Genomic DNA, 22,818 nt, shown 5'->3' with positions numbered 1-22,818 from the left:
GGAAGTCGCCCCCGTGTGAATTCCGGAACGCTCGATGAACCTAGCCAGCGCCCATCCCTATGCCGTCGTCATCGAAGACAACGAGCTGCTCGGCGAGCTGCTGGGCAATCACCTCGAAGCCAGCCTGGGCTGGACCTGCCTGAGGTTCGACACGGCCGACGACGCCCTGGTCCAGCTGCTGCAGCGGCCGGCGCCGCCGGCACTGCTGGTCACCGACCACCTCATGCCCGGCCAGCTGAAGGGGGGTGAACTGGTGCAGCTGCTGAGTCAGCGCTGGCCAGACCTGCCCATGCTGATCACCTCGGGATACGGTTACGAGATCACCACGAGGCTGCCGCCCCGGGTGGTCTTCCTGCAGAAGCCCTGGACGCTCGACCAGGTGGATGCGGCGGTCCGCCTGGCACAGGCGCGCCAGGCACAAGACTAGACTAGATACCGAGCTGGTGGCAGGCGTGCAGCAACTGGTCGATGGTCCAGGGTTTGGGTAGGAACAGCGCGCGCTCTTCACGCTCGGCGTACTGCTGGCCGGTGTAGCCGGAGGAGACCAGGATGGGCAGCTCGGCGAAGCGCTGGCGTACCTGCTTGGCCAGGGCGAGGCCATCGAGCCGGCCGGGCATGCGCACGTCGGTGAAGAGCAGGTCCGGCGGCGCGGGATCCTCGTCCAGCCAGGCCCAGGCGGCATCGGCGGTGGCGAAGGACTGCACGGCGTAGCCTTCCATCTCGAATACCTCCGTCGCCAGGGAACGCAGTACCGGATCGTCCTCGACGACCAGCACGGTGGTAATGGCAACGGGTGTTATTGCATCGGTCATGGCAACGCTACTTCATTAGTACGACTAATATGGACCGACTTTACCTGACTTGGATCACAGGATGCGGATGGACGGCTGGTCGCTACCCGTCCGCACCTGTCTGATGCGCCAGCGACGACTTAATTCCCGATTGGGCGGAAAATTTCTCCGGAATCCCTGCGTCACGCTGGACTCTCTTTGGTAAGCCCTCCAGGCTCCACCTTCCTCGGTACCGTCTACCCTCCGCTTCGACGACCCCATGGCTGAACAGACTCCCTCCTACGCCGACCTCCAGGCGGAAGTGCACCGCCTTCGCGCCGCCCTAGAGGCGCGCTGCGCCCTGCAGCCCCAGGATACCCAGCGGCGCCTGGCGATCTTCGATGGCGCCATCGACTTCGCCATGATCGTGCTCGACCCCAAAGGCACCATCACCGACTGGAACAGCGGCGCCGAACGCCTGCTGGGCTGGACCGCCGAGGAGATACGCGGCGGCCCGGCCGAGCGTTTCTTCACCCCGGAAGACAATCGCAGCGACCGCGCCGGCCTGGAAATGCGGCTGGCGCGGCGCGATGGCCGGGCCGAGGACGAGCGCTGGCACCTGCGCCGCGACGGGACGCGCTTCTGGGCCAGCGGCGAGATGCACCCGCTGCACGACGATGCCGGGCGCCACACCGGCTTCGTCAAGATCCTGCGCGATCGCACCGCCCAGCACCTAGCCGGCGAAGCCCTGCGCGCCAGCGAGCTCAGCCTCGGCGACGTCCAGCGACGCCTGCTGGAAAGCGAGCGCTACTGGCGCGACCTGTTCGAGCAACTGGAGGAAGGTTTCATCCTCGGCACCATCCTGCGCGATGAACAGGGCCGTGGGCGGGACTGGCGCCACGACCAGGTCAACCGTGCTTGGTCGCGCCTCTTCGGGCTCAGCGCGGAACAGACCGTCGGCCGCAGCGCCCGTGAACTCTTTCCCGAGCTGGAAGACAGCTGGGTGGAGGATTTCACCCGGGTGGTCGATACCGGTCAGTCGGTCAGCTACGTGCGGCAATTCCACCACGACGGGCGCTGGTACGAAGGCCATGCGCACAAGGCCGGGCCGGACAGTTTCCTGGTGCTCTTCCTGGAGGTCACCGAGCGGGAACTCGCCGCCCAGGCCAAGCGCCACGAGGACCGCTATCGCCTGGCGCTGCTGGAGCTGGGCGAGCGCTTCAACCATCTCGATGACAGCGCGGCCGTCACCGAGGTGGCCTGCGCCACCCTGGGCACCACCCTCGGCGCCCACCTGGTGGGCTACGGCCTGGTGGATGCCGATGCCGAGACCATCACCGTGGAGCGCGACTGGACCGTCCCCGGCGCACGGAGCCTGGTGGGCACCCTGAATTTCCGCGACTACGGCAGCTATGTCGAGGACTTCAAGCGCGGCGAGACCGTGGTGATCGCAGACGTCCAGGACGATCCCCGTACCCGCGACAACCTCGCCGCCCTGCGGACCCTGGACACCCGCGCCTTCGTCAACACCCCGCTGTTCGAGCACCACCGCTTCGTCGCCCTGCTCTACGTCAGTTCCCGCACTCCACGCCACTGGGCGCCCCACGAACTCCAGTTCATCCGCGAGGTGGCCAGCCGCACCCGCTCGGCCACCGCGCGCCTCACCGCGGAGCACGCGCTGCACGACAGCGAGATGAACCTGCGCCTGGTGGCCGACACCCTGCCCTGCCTGATCGCCTTCGTCGATCGCGACCTGGTCTATCGCTTCGCCAACGCCGAGGCGCCCAGGTGGTTCAAGGAGGCCCCGGACGGCCTCGTCGGGCGCCGCATGCCCGAGGTCTTCTCGCCCGCGCTGTTCGCCGCCCGCCAGCATGCCATCCAGGCCGCCCTGGACGGCATCCCGGCGCGCCTCGACCTGCCGTGGCCCTGGCCGGATAGCCGCCGCCGGATCGCCGACATCCACTACCGTCCGCGGCGCGATGCCAAAGGCGCCGTGGATGGCTTCTACGTCTTCGCCCAGGACGTCACCACCCAGCGCGACGCCCAGGCGCTGATCCAGGCGCAGAACCTGAGCCTCAGCCAGGAGGTGCAGGCCCGCACCGCCGAGCGTGACCGGCTCTGGGCGCTCAGCGAGGACCTGCTGCTGGTCGCCGATTTCGCCGGGCAGCTGTTGCGGGTGAGTCCGTCCTGGTCCCGGCACCTGGGCTATTCCGAAGCGGAATTGCTCAGCCGGCCCTACACCGAACTCATCCATCCCGACGACCTGCCGAAGGTGCTGGCGGCCCTCGATGAGCTGCACCGCAGCGGGCTGCCGGCGCGGCTGGAGAATCGCGTGCTGGCGGCCAGCGGCGACTGGCACTGGCTCTCCTGGACCCTCTCCCTGGACCCCGACCAGGACCACCTCACCGGCGCCGGGCGCGACATCACCCGCGAAAAGGAAGCCGCCGAAACCCAGGCGTTGCTGGAAGAACAGTTGCGCCAATCACAGAAGATGGAAGCGGTCGGCCAGCTCACCGGCGGCCTGGCCCACGACTTCAACAACCTGCTCGCCGGCATCGTCGGCAGTCTTGACCTGCTCACCGTGCGCATCGGCCAGGGCCGGCTGAACAATCTCGAACGCTACACTACCGCCGCCCAGGGCGCCGCCATTCGCGCCGCCGCCCTCACCCACCGGCTGCTGGCCTTCTCCCGCCGCCAGACGCTGGACCCCAAGCCCACCGACATCAACCGGCTGGTCGCCGGCATGGAAGACCTGATCCGCCGCACCGTGGGTCCGGCGATCCAGATCGAGGTGGCGGCGGCCAGCGATCTCTGGTCGACCCTGGTCGATCCGCCGCAGCTGGAAAACGCCCTGCTCAACCTCTGCATCAACGCCCGCGACGCCATGCCCGAGGGCGGCCGCATCTACATCGAGACCGCCAACCGCGCCCTGGATGCGCGCATGGGGCGCCTGCGCGACCTGGAGCCCGGCGAGTACATCGCCCTCTCCGTGACCGACAACGGTTGCGGCATGCCGCCCGAGGTGATCGCCAAGGCCTTCGATCCCTTCTTCACCACCAAGCCCATCGGCGTCGGCACCGGCCTGGGCCTGTCGATGATCTATGGTTTCGTGCGCCAGTCCGGCGGCCAGGCGCGCATCCATTCCCAGGTCGGCCAGGGCACCAGCGTCACCCTGTTCCTGCCGCGCCACCGCGAGGCCCCCGTCAGCGCCGAGCGGGCCGCCAGCCAACCGGCACTGTCCCGCGTCGGCCAGGGCGAGACGGTGCTGGTGGTGGACGACGAGCCCACGGTGCGGATGCTGGTCACCGAGGTCCTCGAAGAACTGGGCTACGCCGCCCTGGAAGCCGCCGACGCCAGCTCCGGGCTACGGCTGCTGGAGTCCGACGTACGCATCGACCTGCTGGTCAGCGACGTCGGCCTGCCCGGCGGCATGAACGGCCGGCAGATGGCCGACGCCGCCCGCCAGCGCAGGCCGGGGCTCAAGGTGCTGTTCATCACCGGCTACGCCGAGACCGCCGTGGTCGGCAATGGCCACCTGGAGCCCGGCATGCACGTGATGACCAAGCCCTTCGCCATGGACGCCCTGGCGATCCGCATCCGTGACTTGATCGAGGGCACCTGAACGACCCACGGCGCCTCTCGGTTGGCGCTGGGCGCAGTGCAGCGCAACGCTGCCTGTATCCAGCGGGACGGTATGCGGATCGCAGCCATGGCGGTCCGCCGATGCGGTCTTATCGCGGCCATGGGCCGCTCCTACACGAGCCCCACTCTCTGTAGGAGCGGCTGTACTATCGCATCACGGATACCTCACGTAGCGTGGAAAACGGCGCAGCCTTTTCCACTGGAGACTTCGTGGCGAGGGGCGTCCTTATTCCAACCCTCTCCCGAACGGAGAGGGGCTATCCGAGCAGGCGTTCAATTACCTCGCCCGGCGAAATCGCGATAAACCGCCGTGCCCCCCACTCGTAGGAGCGGCCCATGGCCGCGATAGGGCGATCGCTCCGTAGGAGCGGCCATATCGGCGGACCCCCATGGCCATACAAGACTGCTGGTCGGGCCTGAACGCCGGACTCGCATGGTCCTTCTCAGGCTGGGCTGCTCGGCATCCGGGATAGCCCCGGGTCAGCTCAGGTAACGCCCGAACCAGCCCAGGGTGCGCTCCCAGGCCAGGGTGGCCGCGGCTGCGTCGTAGCGCGGGGTGGAATCGTTGTGGAAGCCGTGGGTAGTGCCGGGATAGCGCTGCACCTCGAAGGTCTTGCCCTGGGCCTTGAGCGCCTCTTCGTAGGCGGCCGCGCCCTCGTTGATGCGCGGATCGTTCTCGGCGTAATGGATCAGCAAGGGCGCCTTGATCGCGGCCACCTCTTCGGCGCGCGGCTGGCGGCCATAGAAGGGCACCGCCGCAGCCAGTTCGGGATAGGCCACGGCAGCGGCATTGGCCACCCCGCCGCCATAGCAGAAGCCGGTGATGCCGACCTTGCCGGTACTGAATTCATGGCTCATCAGGGTTTCCACGGCGGCGAAGAAGTCGTTCATCAACTTCGCGGGATCGACCTGCTGCTGCAGGTCGCGACCCTTGTCGTCGTTGCCGGGATAGCCGCCCATGGAGGTCAGGCCGTCCGGTGCCAGGGCCAGGTAGCCGGCCTTGGCCAGGCGCCGGGCCACGTCCTCGATATAGGGATTGAGCCCGCGATTCTCGTGCACCACCACCACCGCCGGCACCTTGCCGCTGGCCTTGGCCGGACGCACCAGATAGCCGCGCACCCGCCCGTGGCCCTTGGGCGAGGGGTAGTAGACGTATTCGGCGACGATGTCCGGGTCGGTGAATTCCACCTGGGTGGCCAGGGCGTAGTTGGGGCTCAGCGCCGCCAGCACCCCGGTGGCCGACAGCCCCAGGACCGCGGCGCAGGCACCGGCGCGGTCGAGGAAGTCGCGCCGACTGATGCGGCCATGGACATAGAAGTCGTAGAGTTCGAGCAGTTCGGGCGAGAAATCCTGGGCGGTGAGACGGGTCATCGCGTGCTCCTCTGGCGGGAAACGCGGCGTCCGCCCCGGATGGGCCGGCGCCGCGGCTGGCCCCGAGTGTGCCGCGAATCATCTGACTATGTAACCCTCCCCGCGCCGAGGCATGCCTTCAGTCGGCCACCTGCAGCTCGTGCAGCACGGCGATCAGTGCCTCGAAGCTGACCGGCTTGTTCAGGTGCCGGGCGAAGCCCGCCGCCCGCGCCTTGTCGACATCCAGCCGCGTGCCATAGCCGGACAGCGCCACCGCCGGGGTGCCGACGTTGCGGTCGCCGGTGCGTATCTGGCGCAGGAATTCATGGCCATCCATCTCCGGCATGCCGATGTCGGAAAGGATGACGTCGAAGTCCTGGGCCTGGGCCAACACCAGGCCATTGCGCGAATCGGTGGCGGCGGTGACCGCTACGCCCTCTTCTTCCAGCAGCAGTTGCAGGGTCTCGACGATGTCGGGGGAGTCGTCCACCAGCAGCACCCGCAGTCCGGCGATGGACTGGTCGTCGGTACGCGACTCCAGGACACTCGGCCGCTCGCCCTGGCACAGCGGTAGCCAGACACTGAAGCGCGCGCCCTGGTCGAGCCCTGCGGAATAGGCTTCGATGCGTCCGCCATGGGCCTCCACCAGTTGCTTGACCAGCGCCAGGCCGATGCCCAGGCCATGTTGGGCGCGGGCGGTGTACTTCATCTCCGCCTGGCCAAACATCTCGAACACCCGCGGCAGGAAGTCAGGGGCGATACCCTGCCCGGTATCCCTGACGTCCAGCCGGGCGTCCTCGCCGTCCACCCCCAGGGCGATCTCCACCCGCCCACCGGCGGGCGTGAACTTGATGGCGTTGTTGAGCAGGTTCCAGACGATCTGGCCGACGCGGGTGGCGTCCGCCCAGACGAACAGCGGCGTCGTCGGCCACTGCGCGCAGCTGACCTCGACCTCCCCGGCGAGCGGCCTGACCACCTCGGCGATCTCGCGCAACTGCTGGGCCAGGTCCAGGCTCTGCCGCTCCAGCTTGAGCTTGCCGGTGCGGATGCGCGACAGGTCCAGCAGATCGTCGATGATCTGCGCCTGGCTGCGCACTGCGCGCTGGATGGCCTCGGTGGCCCGGCGCGCCAGGGGCACGTCGCGCAGCACCGGCGAACGGGTGAGGAGTTCGCTGTTGAGCTGGATGAGGTTGAGCGGGTGCTTGAGCTCGTGGGACATCACCGCGAAGAACTCGTCCTTGAGCTGCCCCAGGGCGCGCTGCTGGGCCTGCTGAGTAGCCGCCTCGCTGGCCTGCACATGGTCGGCGGTGGCATCCCGGGCGATCTTGGCGTAGCCCCGCCCGCCGGAGGCGTTGCTCATGCGGCTGAGGACCCCGGTGCAATAGAGGCGGCTGCCGTCCTTGCGCCTGAGCCAGCGCTCGTCGTGCGCAGCGCCGTGCTCGTCGGCGCTGCGCATTTCCGCTTCCGGCACCTGGGCGGCGATGTCTTCCGGGGTGAAGATCAGCCCCACCGGCTGACCGAGGGCCTCACGCTCGCTGTAGCCGAACAGGCGGGTGGCGCCACCGTTCCAGCTGTCGATGATGCCGCGGGCGTCCAGGGTGACGATGGCGCAGTTGTGGATGTTCTGCGTCATGAGGCGCATGTTCTCTTCGCCGGCACGGGCGCGATCCTGGGCCAGGCGCCGCTCGGTGACGTCGATGAAGGTCAGTACGGCCCCTTCGATGCGATCCTCGGCGGTGCGGTAGGGCAACAGCCGCGCCAGGTACCAGCGGTCGTCTTGGCTGCGCACCTCGCGCTCGATCAGACCGAGAGACTCGAACACCTGGTTGGCGTCGGTGGCCAGCTCCGGGTAGTCCAGCCGATGGGTGATATCGAGCAGCGAGCGGCCGGTGTCGCTGACGATCATGTTGAAGATGCTGGTCGCGCGCGGCGTGAATCTCTTGATGCGCATGCCGCGGTCGACGAACACCGTGGCGATGTCGGTGGAGGTGATGAGGTTCTGCAGATCGTCGTTGATCTTGCCGGTTTCCTCGATCTTGGATTTCAGCTCGTAGTTGACGGTGATCAGCTCTTCGTTGATCGACTGCAGCTCTTCCTTGCTGGTCTCCAGTTCCTCGGTGGCCGAGCGCAACTCCTCGTTGATGGCCTGCAATTCCTCGTTGGAGGCCTTGAGTTCTTCGGTGGAGGTCTCGGACTGCTCGATGGTCAGTTGCAGCTGTTCCTTGGTGCGCTGCAACTCGGCTTCCAGCTGGGTCAGGACGCTGTCCTTGGCCTCGGCGTGGTCGCTGGGGGAGTCGGTGCTCATGACGTCTTCGACCTCGTCGAAGAGCACCAGCAGGTAGTCGGTACTGGTGTCGCTGTCGCGGAACGGCCGCACCACCATGTTGATGTAGTAGCTGCGCTCGTCGCGCTGGATGTGCACGCGGCGCGCCTCGATGCTCTTGTTGCTCTGCAGCGCCTGGAACAGCGCCGTACGCAACTCCAGGCGCAGCTCCTCGAGCACCAGCGCCGGCAGGTTGTAGCTGGGCTCGCCACCGACGTAGCGGAGGAAGCGCCCGGCCCGCTCGGACAGGTGCACGATATTGGATTCGCGATCGACGATGATGCTCGGCGGGGCGTACTGTTCCAGCACCCGCTGGTGCACCTCGGCGAAGGACACCTTCTTGCGCCGGCCGACCTGGTGCGGTGGCAGGCGCACGCTGTGCACGCCGGGGTTGAGGTTGAGCATGGGCGTCGGGCGCCCCACGCTGGTGGTGTGCTTGGCGCGGTAGATGCGGTTCTTCTTGTCCACCGTGGCGAAGAGGCTGCTCTGCACATCGGCCGACTCGGAGCTGCCGAGGAACAGGTAGCCACCCGGCCTGAGGGCGAAGTGGAAGGTGTGCAGGATTTCGGCCTGCACCTCGCGATCCAGATAGATCAGCAGATTGCGGCAGCTGATGAGATCGAGGCGCGAGAACGGCGGATCGCTGAGCAGGTTGTGCTGGGCGAACAGCACCTTCTCGCGCAGCTCCTTCTTCACCCGGTACTGGTTCTGCTCCTTGAGCAGATGCTGGCGCAGCCGGGCGGGGGCGACATCCGTGACGATGGAGCCGGGATAGACACCGTGGCGGGCAATCGCCAGGGCGTGCTCGTCGAGATCGGTGGCGAACACCTGCAGCCGCGCACCGGATTGACGCAGCTCGGCCTGCTCGGTGAATAGCATGGCCAGCGAATAGGCCTCTTCACCACTGGAGCAGGCCGCGCTCCAGACCCGCAATTCCTGGTCGTCGGCCGCGCCTTGCAACTGCTCGAACAACTCCGGCACCACGTCGCGCTCCAGCGCTTCGAAGGCTTCGCGATCGCGGAAGAAGTTGGTCACGCCGATGAGCATGTCCTTGAGCAGCGCCGGGGTCTCCTCGGGATGGTCATGGAGAAAGCCGGCATAGGCCGGCATGTCGGCGATGGCGTTGACCTGCATGCGCCGCTCCACCCGGCGCAACACCGTGGCGGTCTTGTACTGCTTGAAGTTGTGCCCGGTGCGGGTGCGCAACAGGGTGAGGATGTCGCGCAGGGCCAGCTGTACCGCCTTGCTCGATGGCTCCGGCACCCGGGCGTCGAGATCGAAGTGGCGTAATTCGCCCTGGCTGAGGGTGCTGATGGTAGTGGCCAGCTCCAGCAGCTTCTGCGGCATCTCCACCACCGGTAGGACGAAGTCCACCATGCCGGTGGTGATGGCACTGCTCGGCATGGACTCGAACTCGGCATCTTCCGGCGCCTGGGCCAGGGTCACCCCGCCCTGCTCCTTCACCCGCGCCAGGCCCACGGCGCCGTCGGCGCCATTGCCCGAGAGGACGATGGCGATGGCACGCGTTCGATGGACATCGGCCAGGGTGCGGAAGAACAGGTCCACCGCCACGTGATCGCCCTGGGGCCGCTCCGCCTGGCTCAGGCGCAGATAGCCGTCGTTCATGGTCAGGTCGGCGCCGGGCGGAATCACATAGACGTGCTCGGCCTGGATGGGTACCGGCTGAACGACCTGTTGCACCGGCAAGCGCGTGGCGCGTTGCAGGATCTGGTCGAGATTGCTCTGATGCTCCGGGGAGAGATGCATCACCACCACGAAGGCCATGCCGCAATCGGCCGGCATGGCTTCGAAGAAGTGCAGCAGGGCCTGGATCCCCCCCGCGGAGGCTCCGATGCCCACCACCGGGAACGGCAGGTCGCTGGGGATCAGGTGCTTGGAGTCATTGGGTCTGGCCACGTCCGCCTGGTTGCTCATCTATCCGCCGTCTGAAAATCCGCAAGAAATCGTCATTGCCGCGACCGCACCGGCCACCTCTTGGCCAGGCCGTCCATTCCTTCTCGGAAAGACCCGTCACCGGCCGGAGTATAACGAGCGGGCGCCAGGAGGGCGGGCATCATCCGGCCATCGGAGCAGGTAACCCCAGGGTGGACCACCTAGATGGGACTGATGAGCACAGGGCAAGTGCGAGCGAAGCGCGGGAAAGCCTGGGCTGGGAAGAGGCGCTAGTGGCAAGGTACCCAGCATCCGCACCGGACCGCCCCTCCCCCCGTGTGCGGGAGAGGGTTGGCGTGAGGGTGTTCCACGCCACGCGATGGGCCACGCATGCAAGGACGCGTGGACAAGGCTGCGCCGTCATCCAACCCTGTATCTCGACGACAGCCTTTTCAGGGGGGCATAGTCCCCGACTGATCAGCGGAGGAGGATGGCAGGCCATGTCCAACCTTAGGCCCTTGAGCTTGCAACGTAGAGAGGCTGCCTCCTCCACACTCCTTCCCGAGTCCGAACGCTATCTACCCGTAGGTTGGTGCTGGGCGCAGCGAAGCCCAACGCCGCCAGACCTCAGCCCAGGAACAACCGATACGCCGGATTCTCGGTCTCGTCCCAGTAGCGATAGCCGATGGCATCCAGGGTCGCCAGCAGTTCCTCCCGCTCGGCCTGGCTCGCCTCCAGCGCCGCGAACACCCGCCCATCCGCCGCGCCATGGTTGCGATAGTGGAACATGCTGATGTTCCAGCGCCCGCCCAGGCGTTCGAGGAAGTCGAACAGCGGCCGATCACCTCGACGTTGGGCAGGTGCGCCGTCACCGCCTTGGCCAACTCCACGCGCCTGAGCTACCATCCAAGCCCCAACAGCTTCACCCCCAAGGACAGCGTCATGAACCGAGTGCTATACCCCGGCACCTTCGACCCCATCACCAAGGGCCATGGCGATCTGGTGGAGCGCGCCTCGCGGCTGTTCGATGAAGTCGTGGTGGCGGTAGCCGCCAGCCCCAAGAAGAATCCGCTGTTTCCCCTGGAGCGGCGCGTGGAGTTGGCCAAGGCGGTGACGGCGCACCTGCCCAACGTCGAGGTGATCGGCTTCAGCTGCCTGCTGGCCAACCTGGTGGAGCAGCAGAAGGCGACCATCATCCTGCGCGGCCTGCGCGCCGTGTCGGACTTCGAATTCGAATTCCAGCTGGCCAACATGAACCGCGTCCTGGCGCCCCAGGCGGAGAGCATGTTCCTCACCCCCTCGGAGCACTACTCCTACCTCTCCTCCACCCTGGTGCGGGAGATCGCGGCACTCGGCGGCGACGTGACCAAGTTCGTCCATCCCACCGTGCACCAGGCATTGCTGGAGCGTTTTCCGCCGGCGGACTGATTAACCCCAAGGACTGTCGGGTGCAGCCGGCGCGCGGATGGGGCAAAATGCGCGCCTGACTTTTGGATCGCCGCGCAGCCGTGTGGCGAGGAGCCGACGATGTCCCTCATCATTACCGACGATTGCATCAACTGCGACGTGTGCGAGCCCGAGTGCCCGAACGGCGCCATCTCCCAGGGTGCGGAGATCTACGTGATCGATCCGAACCTGTGCACCGAGTGCGTGGGCCACTACGACGAACCCCAGTGCCAGCAGGTCTGCCCGGTGGACTGCATCCCCCTCGACGAGAACCACGTCGAGACCAAGGAGCAGTTGCACGAGAAGTACCTGAAGATCAGCGGCCAGGCCTGACGCCAGGCCCTGAGAGCCTGTTCACAATCCAGCGAGCTAGAGCCAAACAAGGCCTAGGCGGCCCCACGAAAAGGGCTGAGGAAGCGGATCGGACCCGCGCTCGGGTTTACCAGTGATAAATGAGCATTGCGACGAGGCCGCCCAGGTGAGGCTGGCCTTCCAGGCCATTTTCAACGCAGTTTGGCCGACGCGCAGCAGATTTTGAACAGGCTCCGATGACGTTATTCCTCGTTGGTACGGCCATAACCGCTCTGGGTGCACCCCAGGCAGCGAACGAAGGCTGCCTTGCCCGGTTCGACCACCAGCGCCTTGCCGGCCTTGCCGACATTGCCGCCCGCGGCGGTGAACGGCAGGCTGATCACGAAAGCGCCGGCCCCGATCACGGTGGCGGCGATCAGCAACGGCCGCGCGATCAGCAGATCGCCGATCATGGAGAAGGCCTCGGGCGCCCGGGCTTCGCCGAAGGCCTGGTCCGCAGTCTGGTACTCGGTGATTTCACCCTGAGCCTGTTGCGCCTGCACCGGCAAGGCCTGGAAGGTCAGGGCCAAGGCCAGCACGGCAGCCAGGCTACGGAACGGATTCATACGGCTGATCCCTTGCGCGAAAAAGATTGGTGGTTCCTGAACTATAACAGGCCGCCCGCACTTGTCATGCGGGCGGGCCCCAGACGTCATTCGGCGCGGACGACCGGCTGCGGCGCCCGGCGATAGGCATAGACCATCAGGGCCACACCGCCCAGCACCATGGGCACGCAGAGCACCTGGCCCATGGTCAGCCAGCCCCAGGCCAGATAGCCAAGCTGGGCATCCGGTACCCGGACGAACTCGACGATGAAGCGGAAGATACCGTAGCAGAGCACGAACAGTCCGGAGACGGCCATCGTCGGCCGCGGCTTGCGCGAGTAGAGCCAGAGGATGACGAACAGCGCCACGCCTTCCAGCGCGAACTGGTAGAGCTGCGACGGATGGCGCGGCAGCTGGGCCGGATCGCTGTAGGGCGGGAAGATCATCGCCCAGGGTACGTCGGTGGGCTTGCCCCAGAGTTCGGCATTGATGAAGTTGCCGATGCGACCGGCGCCGAGGCCGATGGGCACCAGCGGGGCGATGAAGTCCATCAGCTCGAAGAAGCCCTTGTCGTGGCGCTTGCCGAACCACCAGACCGCCAGGATCACCCCGAGCAGGCCACCATGGAAGGACATGCCGCCCTTCCAGACCTCGAAGATCAGCGTCGGATTGGCGATGTATTCCGCCAGGTTGTAGAACAGCACGTAGCCCAATCGCCCGCCGGCGATGACCCCCAGCGCCACCCAGAACACCAGGTCGGACAGGGTTTCGCTGGTCCAGCGCGGGTCGAAGCGATTCAGCCGGCGCTTGGCCAGCCACCAGGCGCCGCCGATGCCCACCAGGTACATGAGGCCGTACCAGTGGATCTTCAGCGGGCCCAGTGACAGGGCCACCGGGTCTATTTGCGGATACGGCAGCATGGTGCCTCCTTGATGGGGATCAGAGTAAGAAGTTGAGCCCGACGCCGAACAGCAGCAGAGCGAACAGCCGCTTGAGCAGCCGCGGCGACAGGCGATGGGCCAGCCGGGCACCGAAGCGGGCGAAGAACATGCTGGTCAGGGCGATACCCAGCAACGCCGGCAGATAGACGTAGCCCAGGCTCCAGGCGGGCAGCCCTGGCTCCTGCCAGCCGACGACGATGAACGAAAGCGCTCCGGACAGGGCGATGGGCAGGCCACAGGCCGCCGAGGTGGCCACCGCCTGCTGCATCGACAGGCTGCGCCACACCAGGAAGGGCACGGTGAGCGAGCCGCCGCCGATGCCGAAGATGGCCGAGGCCCAGCCGATCACCACGCCCGCCACCGTCAGCGCCGGCTTGCCCGGCTCGCTGGCCCGGGCCTTGGGCCGCAGGTCCAGGGCCAGCTGGATGGCGATCAGGATGGCGAAGGTGCCGATGATCTTCTGTAGCAGCGGGCCATGGATGGCAGCCGCCGTGACGGCGCCCAGGGAGCTGCCACCGACGATGCCCAGCGCCATCCAGGCGAACAGTCGCCAACGTACCGCGCCCAGGCGGTGGTGGGCCCAGACCGAGTTGAGCGAGGTGAAGACGATGGTGGCCAGCGAGGTGCCCACCGCCAGGTGGGTGAGGATGTCCGGATCGAGCCCCTTGGCGGTGAAGCTGTAGACCAGCACCGGCACGATGATGAGGCCGCCACCGACCCCGAACAGTCCGGCCAGCACCCCGGCGCAGGCGCCGAGCACCAGGAAAAGCAAGAGATCCATCATCACCTCGGGCGCAAGAAGCGGCATGGTACGCCGCTACTTGCCGGGCGGGAAGCGAAGGCCCCGCCCGGCACGCTCAGCTCTGGACGCTGGCCGCCGGATTGATCACCCGACCCAGGCCGAGGTTGCGCAAGGCCAGGTGCAGGGCGCTGTGGATCACCTGGGGGTTATCGATCTGGCGCATCTGCTGCACCAGCTCCTGGGCCTTTTCCAGGGTGACCTGGCGCAGCAGCCACTTCACCTTGGGCAGGTTGGTGGCGTTCATCGACAGGGTGTCGAAGCCCATGCCCATGAGCAGCACCGCCGCCGCCGGATCGCCGGCCATCTCGCCGCAGATGCTCACCGGTACGCCCTCGGCATGGGCCCCATCCACCACCTGCTGCAGTGCCTGCAGCACCGCCGGATGGAAGTAGTCGTAGAGATCGGCCACCCGCGGATTGTTGCGATCCACCGCCAGCAGGTACTGGGTGAGGTCGTTGGAGCCTACGGAGATGAAGTCCACCTGGCGCGCCAGGTCGCGGGCCTGGTAGACCGCCGAGGGCACCTCGACCATGACGCCCACGGGCGGCATGGGAATGTCGACGCCTTCGTCACGCACCTCGCACCAGGCGCGGTGCAGCAGGTGCTGGGATTCCTCCACCTCGTGCACGCCGGAGATCATGGGCAGCATGATACGCAGGTTGTTCAGCCCCTCGCTGGCCTTGAGCATGGCGCGGGTCTGCACCAGGAAGATCTCCGGATGATCCAGGGTGACGCGGATACCGCGCCAGCCCAGGAAGGGGTTGTCTTCCTTGATCGGGAAATAGGACAGGGCCTTGTCACCGCCGATGTCCAGGGTGCGCATGGTCACCGGCGCCGGATGGAAGGCCGCCAGCTGCTCGCGATAGATCGAGAGCTGTTCCTTCTCGCTGGGGAAGCGCTCGTTGACCATGAAGGGGACTTCGGTGCGATACAGCCCCACCCCTTCGGCGCCCCGCTGCTGGGCGCGAGCCACGTCGGCCATCAGGCCGGTGTTGACCCACAGCGGCATGCGGTGACCGTCGAGGGTCTCGCAGGGCAGGCTGCGCAGGGCGTCGAGGCCCTGGGTCAACTGGCGCTCTTCTTCCACCACATCGCCGTACTGCTTGATCAGCGTCGGCGAAGGGTTGGTGAAGATCTCGCCGTGGTAGCCGTCGACGATGAGGTCGATGCCATCGACCTTGGAGTACGGCAGGTCAACCGCGCCCATCACCGTGGGGATACCCATGGCGCGAGCGAGGATGGCGACGTGGGAGTTGCCCGACCCCAACACCGAGATGAGACCGACCAGACGCCCTTCGGGCACCTCGCCGAGCATGGTCGGCGAGAGCTCCTCGCTGACCAGGATGGTGTTTTCCGGATAGATCAGGCAGGCCTGGTGGGCCTGTTGCAGATAGGCAAGCAGCCGGCGCCCCAGGTCGCGCACGTCGGCGGCCCGTTCGCGCAGGTAGGCGTCGTCCATCAGCTCGAAGCGCTGGACGTGCTCCATCACCACCTGGCGCAGGGCGCCCTGAGCCCACTGGCCGCTCTTGATGATGGTGGTCACCTCGTTACCGAGGGCGGCGTCGTCGAGCATCATCAGGTAGACGTCGAACAGCGCCCGCTCTTCCTTGCGCAACTGGGTGGACAGCCGCTTGGACAGCGCCTTCATGTCCGCCCGCACGCCCTCGAGGGCGGAGCGGAACAGCTGCAACTCCGCCTCGATGTCGGTGACGGTCTTGTCGGGCACCACTTCCAGATCGGCAGGTGGCAGCACCACCACGGCCTTGCCGACGCCAACGCCGGGCGAACCGGGAATGCCGACGAAACGGGCTTCCTGGATGCCCTTGCCCTGCCGATCCAGGCCACGGATGGTACCGGTGGCCTCGGCGTGGGCGATCACCCCGGCAAGCTGGGCGCTCATGGTGACCAGGAAGGCTTCCTCGCCCTCGTCGAACTGACGGCGTTCCTTCTGCTGCACCACCAGCACGCCCATGACACGCCGGTGGTGGATGATCGGGGCGCCGAGGAAAGACGCATAGCGTTCCTCACCGGTCTCGGCGAAATAACGGAAACGGGGATGGCTGGCGGCGTCTTCGAGATTGAGCGGCTCTTCGCGCGTGCCGACCAGGCCGACCAGGCCCTCGTTGGGGGCCATGCTGACCCGACCGATGGACTTCTTGTTCAGGCCTTCGGTGGCCATGAGCACGAAACGGTTGGTGTCCGGGTCCAGCAGATAGACGGAGCAGACCTGGGACTGCATGGCTGCGCGGACGCGCTGCACGATGATGGACAGTGCCGACCCCAGATCCTTGGCGGCATTGACCTCCTGGACGATCTTGCGCAGAACTGCAAGCATCTAGCGCCTCCGCAGTCGACGCCCGGCGAGACCGCCGGCGTGCATCACGTGTCGTTCATCCTGCATGACCACAGCTTCTCCTCACCTCTTTCGCACCGGCCAAGCCGGTAATCAGGCCAGCAAGCGGGGTGCCAACTCCTTGAGCGCCCGCCGATAGACCTCTCGCTTGAAGGTCACCACCTGGCCCAAGGGGTACCAGTAGCTCACCCAGCGCCAGCCATCGAATTCCGGCTTGCCCGTCACGTCCATCCGCACCCGCTGTTCTTCCGCCGTCAGCCGCAGCAGGAACCACTTCTGCTTCTGGCCTATGCACAGCGGGCGGCTGTGCGTGCGCACCATGCGCTGCGGCAGACGATAGCGCAGCCAGCCCCGGGTACAGGCCAGGATACGGACGTCGTCAGGGCTCAGCCCTACCTCTTCGTTCAGCTCCCGGTACAGCGCCTCTTCGGGCGTCTCCCGGTCATCGATCCCACCCTGGGGGAACTGCCAGGCATCCTGGTTGATCCGGCGGGCCCACAGTACTTGGCCGGCATCATTGGCGAGAATGATGCCGACATTGGGGCGAAAACCATCAGCATCGATCACGGCTGCCACCCTTGAAAAATGTCGTTGCCCGCATTGTTCCACAAAGCTCGACAGCCCAGCAATGCAAGCTCCGGACCGACTGGGGCGCGGCCGACCGGCGCGGTCTTCCGGCGACTGGCACGACCGGCAGGGGTCAGCAGTATGGTGGCTGCTCGCTGAACGCCGGCTTAAGGGTTGGCGATCAGCGGCCGCTAGCGGAAATGGCGTTGCAGGGCCATGTAGACGGCCAGCGCCAGGCCGATCCAGCCGACCAGCCAGAAGTAGTCGAGATAGCCCAGCACCTGGCTCTGGCGGGTGACCAGGCTGGAGATCTGCGCCAGGGCGTTGTCCGCACCGGTGGCCTGCCGATAGCGCTCGCCATAGGCCTGGTAGCTCTGGGCATAGGGGTTGATCGAGGCGCCGAGCACCGTGGCATGGAAGGCATCGCGCCACTGCAGGAAGACATTGGACAGCACGATGCCCAGGGGCATGACCAGTTGCTGGGTCATGTTCTTGATCTGGTAGGCCTGACTGAAATAGGCCGGTTCGACGCGCATGAAGGTGTACATGATGATCACCGCGAAGGTGCCGATCAGGTAGGTGCCGTGCATCATCAGGCCCGGTACCAATTGCTGATAAAGGGGCACATCGGCATGCTGGCGCACCATCCAGAAGCCGTAGCCGGCCAGCAGCAGATAGCCGGCCACGAGGTACTTGCGAAAACCACCCCAGGGAAAGCGCTCGCGCAGCCGCACCGAGGTGATCATCAGCAGCGGCGCCAGGCCGCACAGCCAGCCGAGCGCCATGACCCCGCCCGCGGTATAGACCGGCACCTGCAGGGCATTGACCACGTACTGGGGGATGATGAAGTTGTAGGCGCCAAGCAGGAAGTAGTTGAGCATCATGAACAGCATGCCGGCGAGGAAGCCCGGCGTGATGGCGTGCCTGAAGTCCAGGGTCGGCCGCGCCAGGCCCCGCTCGTAATAGATGTAGAGCCCGAGGATGGCTACCCCAGCCAGCAGCTCCAGGGCCAGCCGCGGCCCATCGCTGAAGAAGTCGAAGGCCAGCCGCTGGGTGGTGATGGTGAGCAACAGGCTGCCACCGGCCAGCAGCACCATGGACAGCAACGAGGGCGCGCCGGAGTTCTCCAGCGGATGGGAGCGCCGGGGCAGCGACAGCCAGACGCACACCGCCACCAGCAGGCAGGCCAGTGCCGGCACCATGAAGATGGCGCGCCACTGATGGCCTTCCAGCAATTCGGCAGTGGTGAAGGAGGCCAGAGCGCCGCCCAGGGGTACGCCCGAGGCGAAGGCGCGGATGCCGGTCGGCAGCTGCGGCCCGGAGAAGTACATCTGCACCAGCACCCGCGCCCCGGCGAAGAAAGTGGCGGCGCCAGCCCCCATCAGGACACGACCGGCGATGAAGGTCGGCAGGTCGGTGGCGATCAGGCAGAACACCTGGCCGACCAGGTGGATGCCGACGGCCGCGAAGATCAGGTTGCGATAGCCCAGGCGCTGGGCGAACCACTGGTGCGGCGCGCTGGTGAGGATGACCGCCGCACTGTAGCAGGCGGTGGCCAGGCTATAGCTGCGCTGGTCGATACCCAGGCCGCCGTAGACATAGCGATTGGCCAGGGCGATGGAGAGGTTGTCGAGGAAGTACACCAGCACCATGAGGGTGATGCTCAACAGGAGCAGGCCTCGGTGATGGGGACGGGCGGTGTCGTCGGCGTACATGAAGATCCAGGCTGGCACGATAGTAGCCAGCCGTGGACCTTGAGCCTGCGACGGGGTTCAGGAGGCGCGTTGTCGCAGTCCTCTACAGGTGATGCATATCGCGCGGTGGATCAGTCCGGCAGCAGCGTCCGGACCTCGGCGAGCAACTCGTCCGGCACCTCCAGCCAGCCGCGGGCGGTATTGCGTTCCCGCGCTTGGTAGCGACGCTGCGACGGCAGCCGGGCACCCTGGGCCTCGATACCGGCGAATAGCGCCTCGGCGCGCTGTTGATAGTCGGCTAGTGCAGCGCCGAGAAAGCGCTGGGGGTCGAAGGCCAGGATGAGTTCGCCGTGATAGGGCAGCCCGCCGGCTCCCGCATCGTAGTCGGAGGACTCCGGGCTGGTGAGATCACCGATCAACGGCCCGGCCAGCAACTCGATCATGGCCGACAAGGCCGAGCCCTTATGACCGCCAAAGGTGAGCATGGCGCCCTCCTCCAGCACGGTACGGGCATCGCTGCTGGGCGCGCCCTCGGCATCCACGCCCCAGCCCTCGGGCAGGGCCTTGTCGGCCCGGCGATGCAGCTCGATCTCGCCGCGGGCCACGGCGCTGGTGGCGAAGTCGAAGACGAAGGGCACACCTTCCGGTCGCGGCCAGCCGAAGGCGATGGGATTGGTGCCGAACAGGGGGCGACGACCTCCGGCCGGAGCGACGTAGGCCTGGGTCGGATTGCAGGCCAGGGCCACCAGGCCACGGGCAGTGAGGGCCTCCATTTCCACCCAGAGCGCCGAAAAGTGCACGCAGCGGTTGATCGCCAGGGCCGCTAGGCCGCAGGCCCGCGCCTTGGCCTCCAGCAGGGGCAGACCCGCCGCGAAGGCCAACGGGGAGAAGCCGCCACCGGCATCGACGCGGACGATGGCCGGGGCCAGGTCCTCTACCCTTGGCTCGGCATCGGGCACCACCTTGCCGGCCTTGAGCGTCTTGACGATGCCCAGCAGCCGATAGATGCCGTGGGAGGCGCAGTCGTCGCGCTGGCCGGCCACCATCATGGTAGCAATGGCCGCGCCCTGCGCCGGGCTGAAGCCATGGGCCTGAAGTACGTCCTCGGCCAGTTGCTGCAAGTCTTCCGGGGTCATCTGGGCCATGGCGGCGCTCCATCGGGAAAACCCCGACTATGCCGCAACCGGCAGCAGCCCGCTCGCTCGACTTGGGATCGGCTGGGCCGATCCCGGCACAGTCAGCCCTGGTGGTAGCGCCCAGACAACTCGTGCACGGCCTCGATGAAGGCACCGGCATGGGCCGGGTCCACCTCGGGGGTGATACCGTGGCCGAGGTTGAAGACGTGGCCGCTGCCCTGGCCATAGCTCTCCAGGATGCGTCCCACCTCGGCCCGAATGGCCGCCGGCTTGGCGTAGAGCACGCTGGGGTCCATGTTGCCCTGCAGGGCGACCTTGCCACCCACGCGGCGGCGGGCTTCGCCGATATCGCAGGTCCAGTCCAGGCCCAGGGCCTCAGCGCCGCTGTCGGCCAGGCTTTCCAGCCAAAGCCCCCCATTCTTGGTGAAGAGGATCACCGGCACCCGGCGTCCTTCGTGCTCGCGGATCAGCCCGGCGACGATCTTGCGCATATAGGCCAGGGAAAATTCCTGGTAGGCCGCCGCCGACAGATTGCCGCCCCAGGTATCGAAGATCTGCACCGCCTGGGCGCCGGCGCGGATCTGGCCATTGAGGTAGGCGGTAACCGCCTGGGCCAGCTTGTCCAGCAGCAGGTGCAGGGCCGCGGGGGTGTCGTAGAGCATGGCCTTGGCCTTGCGGAAGTCCTTGCTGGAGCCGCCTTCGATCATGTACGTCGCCAGGGTCCAGGGGCTGCCGGAGAAGCCGATCAGGGGTACCCGGCCGTCCAGCGCCGTGCGAATGGTGCGTACGGCGTCCATCACGTAGCCCAGGTCGGATTCGGCATCGGGGATCGGGAGCGCCTCGATGTCCGCCGGAGTATCGATCACCTTGCGAAAGCGCGGGCCCTCGCCGGTCTCGAAATACAGGCCCTGGCCCATGGCATCGGGGATGGTGAGGATGTCGGAGAAGAGGATGGCCGCGTCCAGCGGATAGCGTTCCAGCGGCTGCAGGGTCACCTCGCAGGCGAACTGCGGGTTCTTGCACAGACTCATGAAGTCACCGGCGCGGGCCCGGCTGGCGCGGTACTCGGGCAGGTAACGTCCGGCCTGGCGCATCATCCACACCGGGGTAACGTCCACCGGCTGCTTGAGCAGGGCACGCAGGAAACGGTCGTTCTTCAAGGCAGTCATGGCGACATCCGGCAGCAAAAGTGCCGGCATTGTCGCAAAGCGGCTGGCAAAAGGCACGGCGGCGAGCGGAGGCTTTTGTCTATCGGGGTGATGGGGTGCTCCGTAGGGTGACGGTGCAGCCTCGCCTATCGCCGGACAGTCATCCAGCCAGAAAACGCTGTGCGGTTTTCAATCCTACGGCTCGGCGGGCTAATCGCGGCCATGCCGGTGCGCCGTAGCGACCGCTCCTACAGAGTGGTGCTTTTCGTAGGAGCGGCCCATGGCCGCGATTGCTTGGCGGATAGTGCACGGAGCCCCGCGCCGACAGGATCCCGCCCACAAAAAAGCCGACCGGCTTGCACCGGTCGGCTCCTGTCCGACGGACTGGGCTCAGACGCCCAGGTAGTCGAGGATGCCCTCGGCGGCGTTACGGCCTTCGAAGATGGCGGTCACCACCAGGTCGGAACCGCGCACCATATCGCCACCGGCGAAGATCTTCGGGTTGCTGGTCTGGTGCTTGAACTCGTTCAGGCCAGGCGCGACGACGCGACCCTGGCTGTCGAGGTCGATGCCGAATTGCTCGAACCAGGGCGCCGGACTCGGGCGGAAACCGAAGGCGATGACGACTGCATCGGCCGGCAGGATTTCCTCGGAACCAGGAATTGGCTCAGGACTGCGGCGACCACGGGCATCGGGCTCACCCAGGCGGGTCTCCACTACCTTGACGCCCTCCACCTTGTCTTCGCCGATGATGGCGATGGGCTGACGGTTGAAGAGGAACTTCACGCCCTCTTCCTTGGCGTTCTTCACTTCCTTGCGCGAGCCCGGCATGTTGGCGGCGTCGCGACGATAGGCGCAGGTCACGCTCTTGGCACCCTGGCGAATGGAGGTGCGGTTGCAGTCCATGGCGGTGTCGCCGCCACCCAGGACCACCACGCGCTTGCCCTTCATGTCGACGAAGTCGGCCGCATCCTTTTCGAAGCCCAGGTTGCGGTTGACGTTGGCCACCAGGAAATCCAGGGCGTCGTGCACGCCGGGCAGGTCTTCGCCGGGGAAGCCGCCCTTCATGTAGGTGTAGGTGCCCATGCCCAGGAAGACCGCATCGAATTCCTCGAGCAGTTGGTCCATGGTCACGTCCTTGCCCACCTCGGTGTTGAGGCGGAATTCCACGCCCATGCCGCCGAAGACCTCGCGGCGACGACTGAGCACGGTCTTTTCCAGCTTGAACTCGGGGATGCCGAAGGTCAGCAGACCACCGATCTCGGGGTGCTTGTCGAACACCACCGGGGTCACGCCATTGCGTACCAGGATATCGGCACAGCCCAGGCCGGCCGGACCGGCACCGATGACGGCGACGCGCTTGCCGGTGGGCTTGACCTTGGACATGTCCGGGCGCCAGCCCATGGCGAAGGCGGTGTCGGTGATGTACTTCTCCACCGAGCCGATGGTCACCGCGCCGAAGCCGTCGTTGAGGGTACAGGCGCCCTCGCAGAGACGATCCTGCGGGCAGACCCGACCACAGACCTCGGGCAGGGTGTTGGTCTGGTGCGACAGTTCCGCCGCCGCCAGGATGTTGCCTTCGGACACCAGCTTGAGCCAGTTGGGAATGAAGTTGTGCACCGGGCACTTCCATTCGCAATAGGGGTTGCCGCAACCCAGGCAACGGTGCGCCTGCTCGGCGGCCTGCTGCGGCTTGAAGGGATCGTGGATCTCGACGAACTCCTTCTTGCGCTGGCGCAGCAGCTTCTTCTTCGGATCCTTGCGACCGACCTCGATGAACTGGAAGTCGTTGTTCAGACGTTCAGCCATTTCCAAACCTCTTGAAGCGACGCCCCTTCAGCTGGGCGTCACGAGCTA

16 protein-coding genes and 1 pseudogene are annotated in these 22,818 nt (G+C 66.5%); 4 read left to right on the top strand and 13 right to left on the bottom strand.

Annotated elements, in window-relative coordinates; all coding sequences use genetic code 11:
- Positions 1-34 precede the first annotated feature (34 nt).
- Entirely contained in the window at positions 35-427 is a 393-nt protein-coding gene (locus AR540_RS18830) for a response regulator (protein WP_059230924.1), read from the top strand.
- A 1-nt stretch (position 428) separates the two neighbouring features.
- On the opposite strand, the gene AR540_RS18825 is transcribed toward AR540_RS18830, so the two are convergent.
- Positions 429-812 (bottom strand): response regulator, encoded by a 384-nt coding sequence (locus AR540_RS18825; RefSeq protein WP_059230923.1) that lies wholly within the window; start codon positions 810-812, stop codon positions 429-431.
- Between the two features lie 238 nt (positions 813-1,050).
- On the opposite strand from AR540_RS18825, the gene AR540_RS18820 reads away from it, so the two are divergent.
- Positions 1,051-4,392: a PAS domain S-box protein gene (locus AR540_RS18820; protein ID WP_059230921.1), complete on the top strand. Its 3,342-nt coding sequence runs from the start codon at positions 1,051-1,053 to the stop codon at positions 4,390-4,392.
- A 500-nt stretch (positions 4,393-4,892) separates the two neighbouring features.
- Here AR540_RS18820 and yghX read toward each other — a convergent pair whose 3' ends face one another.
- The 3 genes and pseudogenes from yghX to AR540_RS24945 form a co-directional block, all read right to left on the bottom strand.
- Complete coding sequence (yghX, locus tag AR540_RS18815) at positions 4,893-5,783, bottom strand: YghX family hydrolase (RefSeq protein ID WP_059230919.1); 891 nt, start codon at positions 5,781-5,783, stop codon at positions 4,893-4,895.
- Between the two features lie 118 nt (positions 5,784-5,901).
- The gene (locus AR540_RS18810) at positions 5,902-10,020 is read right to left on the bottom strand and encodes a CheR family methyltransferase (protein ID WP_059230918.1); all 4,119 of its coding nucleotides are present in this window, start codon (positions 10,018-10,020) and stop codon (positions 5,902-5,904) included.
- Between the two features lie 585 nt (positions 10,021-10,605).
- Positions 10,606-10,821: pseudogene (locus AR540_RS24945) on the bottom strand (threonine ammonia-lyase, biosynthetic); the annotation flags it as partial.
- Between the two features lie 99 nt (positions 10,822-10,920).
- On the opposite strand from AR540_RS24945, the gene coaD reads away from it, so the two are divergent.
- The gene (gene coaD / locus AR540_RS18805; protein ID WP_059231592.1) at positions 10,921-11,406 is read left to right on the top strand and encodes a pantetheine-phosphate adenylyltransferase; all 486 of its coding nucleotides are present in this window, start codon (positions 10,921-10,923) and stop codon (positions 11,404-11,406) included.
- A gap of 99 nt (positions 11,407-11,505) precedes the next feature.
- A complete protein-coding gene (locus tag AR540_RS18800) occupies positions 11,506-11,757 on the top strand; it encodes a YfhL family 4Fe-4S dicluster ferredoxin (RefSeq protein ID WP_058762937.1) in 252 nt (83 codons plus the stop codon).
- A 221-nt stretch (positions 11,758-11,978) separates the two neighbouring features.
- Here AR540_RS18800 and AR540_RS18795 read toward each other — a convergent pair whose 3' ends face one another.
- The 9 genes from AR540_RS18795 to AR540_RS18755 all read right to left on the bottom strand — a co-directional run bounded on the left by AR540_RS18795 (position 11,979) and on the right by AR540_RS18755 (position 22,770).
- On the bottom strand, positions 11,979-12,341 hold the full coding sequence (locus AR540_RS18795; RefSeq protein ID WP_059230915.1) for a hypothetical protein: 363 nt from the start codon (positions 12,339-12,341) through the stop codon (positions 11,979-11,981).
- Between the two features lie 86 nt (positions 12,342-12,427).
- Entirely contained in the window at positions 12,428-13,240 is an 813-nt protein-coding gene (gene lgt / locus AR540_RS18790) for a prolipoprotein diacylglyceryl transferase (protein WP_059230914.1), read from the bottom strand.
- Positions 13,241-13,259: 19 nt separating this feature from the next.
- The gene (locus tag AR540_RS18785) at positions 13,260-14,042 is read right to left on the bottom strand and encodes a sulfite exporter TauE/SafE family protein (RefSeq protein ID WP_059230912.1); all 783 of its coding nucleotides are present in this window, start codon (positions 14,040-14,042) and stop codon (positions 13,260-13,262) included.
- 76 nt (positions 14,043-14,118) lie between these two features.
- Entirely contained in the window at positions 14,119-16,398 is a 2,280-nt protein-coding gene (ptsP, locus tag AR540_RS18780) for a phosphoenolpyruvate--protein phosphotransferase (protein ID WP_059230910.1), read from the bottom strand.
- A 111-nt stretch (positions 16,399-16,509) separates the two neighbouring features.
- A complete protein-coding gene (locus tag AR540_RS18775) occupies positions 16,510-16,983 on the bottom strand; it encodes an RNA pyrophosphohydrolase (RefSeq protein WP_007161635.1) in 474 nt (157 codons plus the stop codon).
- A gap of 191 nt (positions 16,984-17,174) precedes the next feature.
- On the bottom strand, positions 17,175-18,698 hold the full coding sequence (locus AR540_RS18770; RefSeq protein WP_059230908.1) for an MFS transporter: 1,524 nt from the start codon (positions 18,696-18,698) through the stop codon (positions 17,175-17,177).
- A 110-nt stretch (positions 18,699-18,808) separates the two neighbouring features.
- Complete coding sequence (locus AR540_RS18765; RefSeq protein WP_059230906.1) at positions 18,809-19,822, bottom strand: Ldh family oxidoreductase; 1,014 nt, start codon at positions 19,820-19,822, stop codon at positions 18,809-18,811.
- Between the two features lie 92 nt (positions 19,823-19,914).
- Complete coding sequence (gene hemE, locus AR540_RS18760; protein WP_059230903.1) at positions 19,915-20,982, bottom strand: uroporphyrinogen decarboxylase; 1,068 nt, start codon at positions 20,980-20,982, stop codon at positions 19,915-19,917.
- A 369-nt stretch (positions 20,983-21,351) separates the two neighbouring features.
- On the bottom strand, positions 21,352-22,770 hold the full coding sequence (locus tag AR540_RS18755) for an FAD-dependent oxidoreductase (protein ID WP_059230901.1): 1,419 nt from the start codon (positions 22,768-22,770) through the stop codon (positions 21,352-21,354).
- Between the last annotated feature and the right edge of the window lie 48 nt (positions 22,771-22,818).

The organism is Pseudomonas sp. EpS/L25 (assembly GCF_001512295.1).
In the GTDB taxonomy this organism is placed as follows: domain Bacteria; phylum Pseudomonadota; class Gammaproteobacteria; order Pseudomonadales; family Pseudomonadaceae; genus Chryseomonas.
This window is presented reverse-complemented; position numbering and strand designations above follow the sequence as displayed.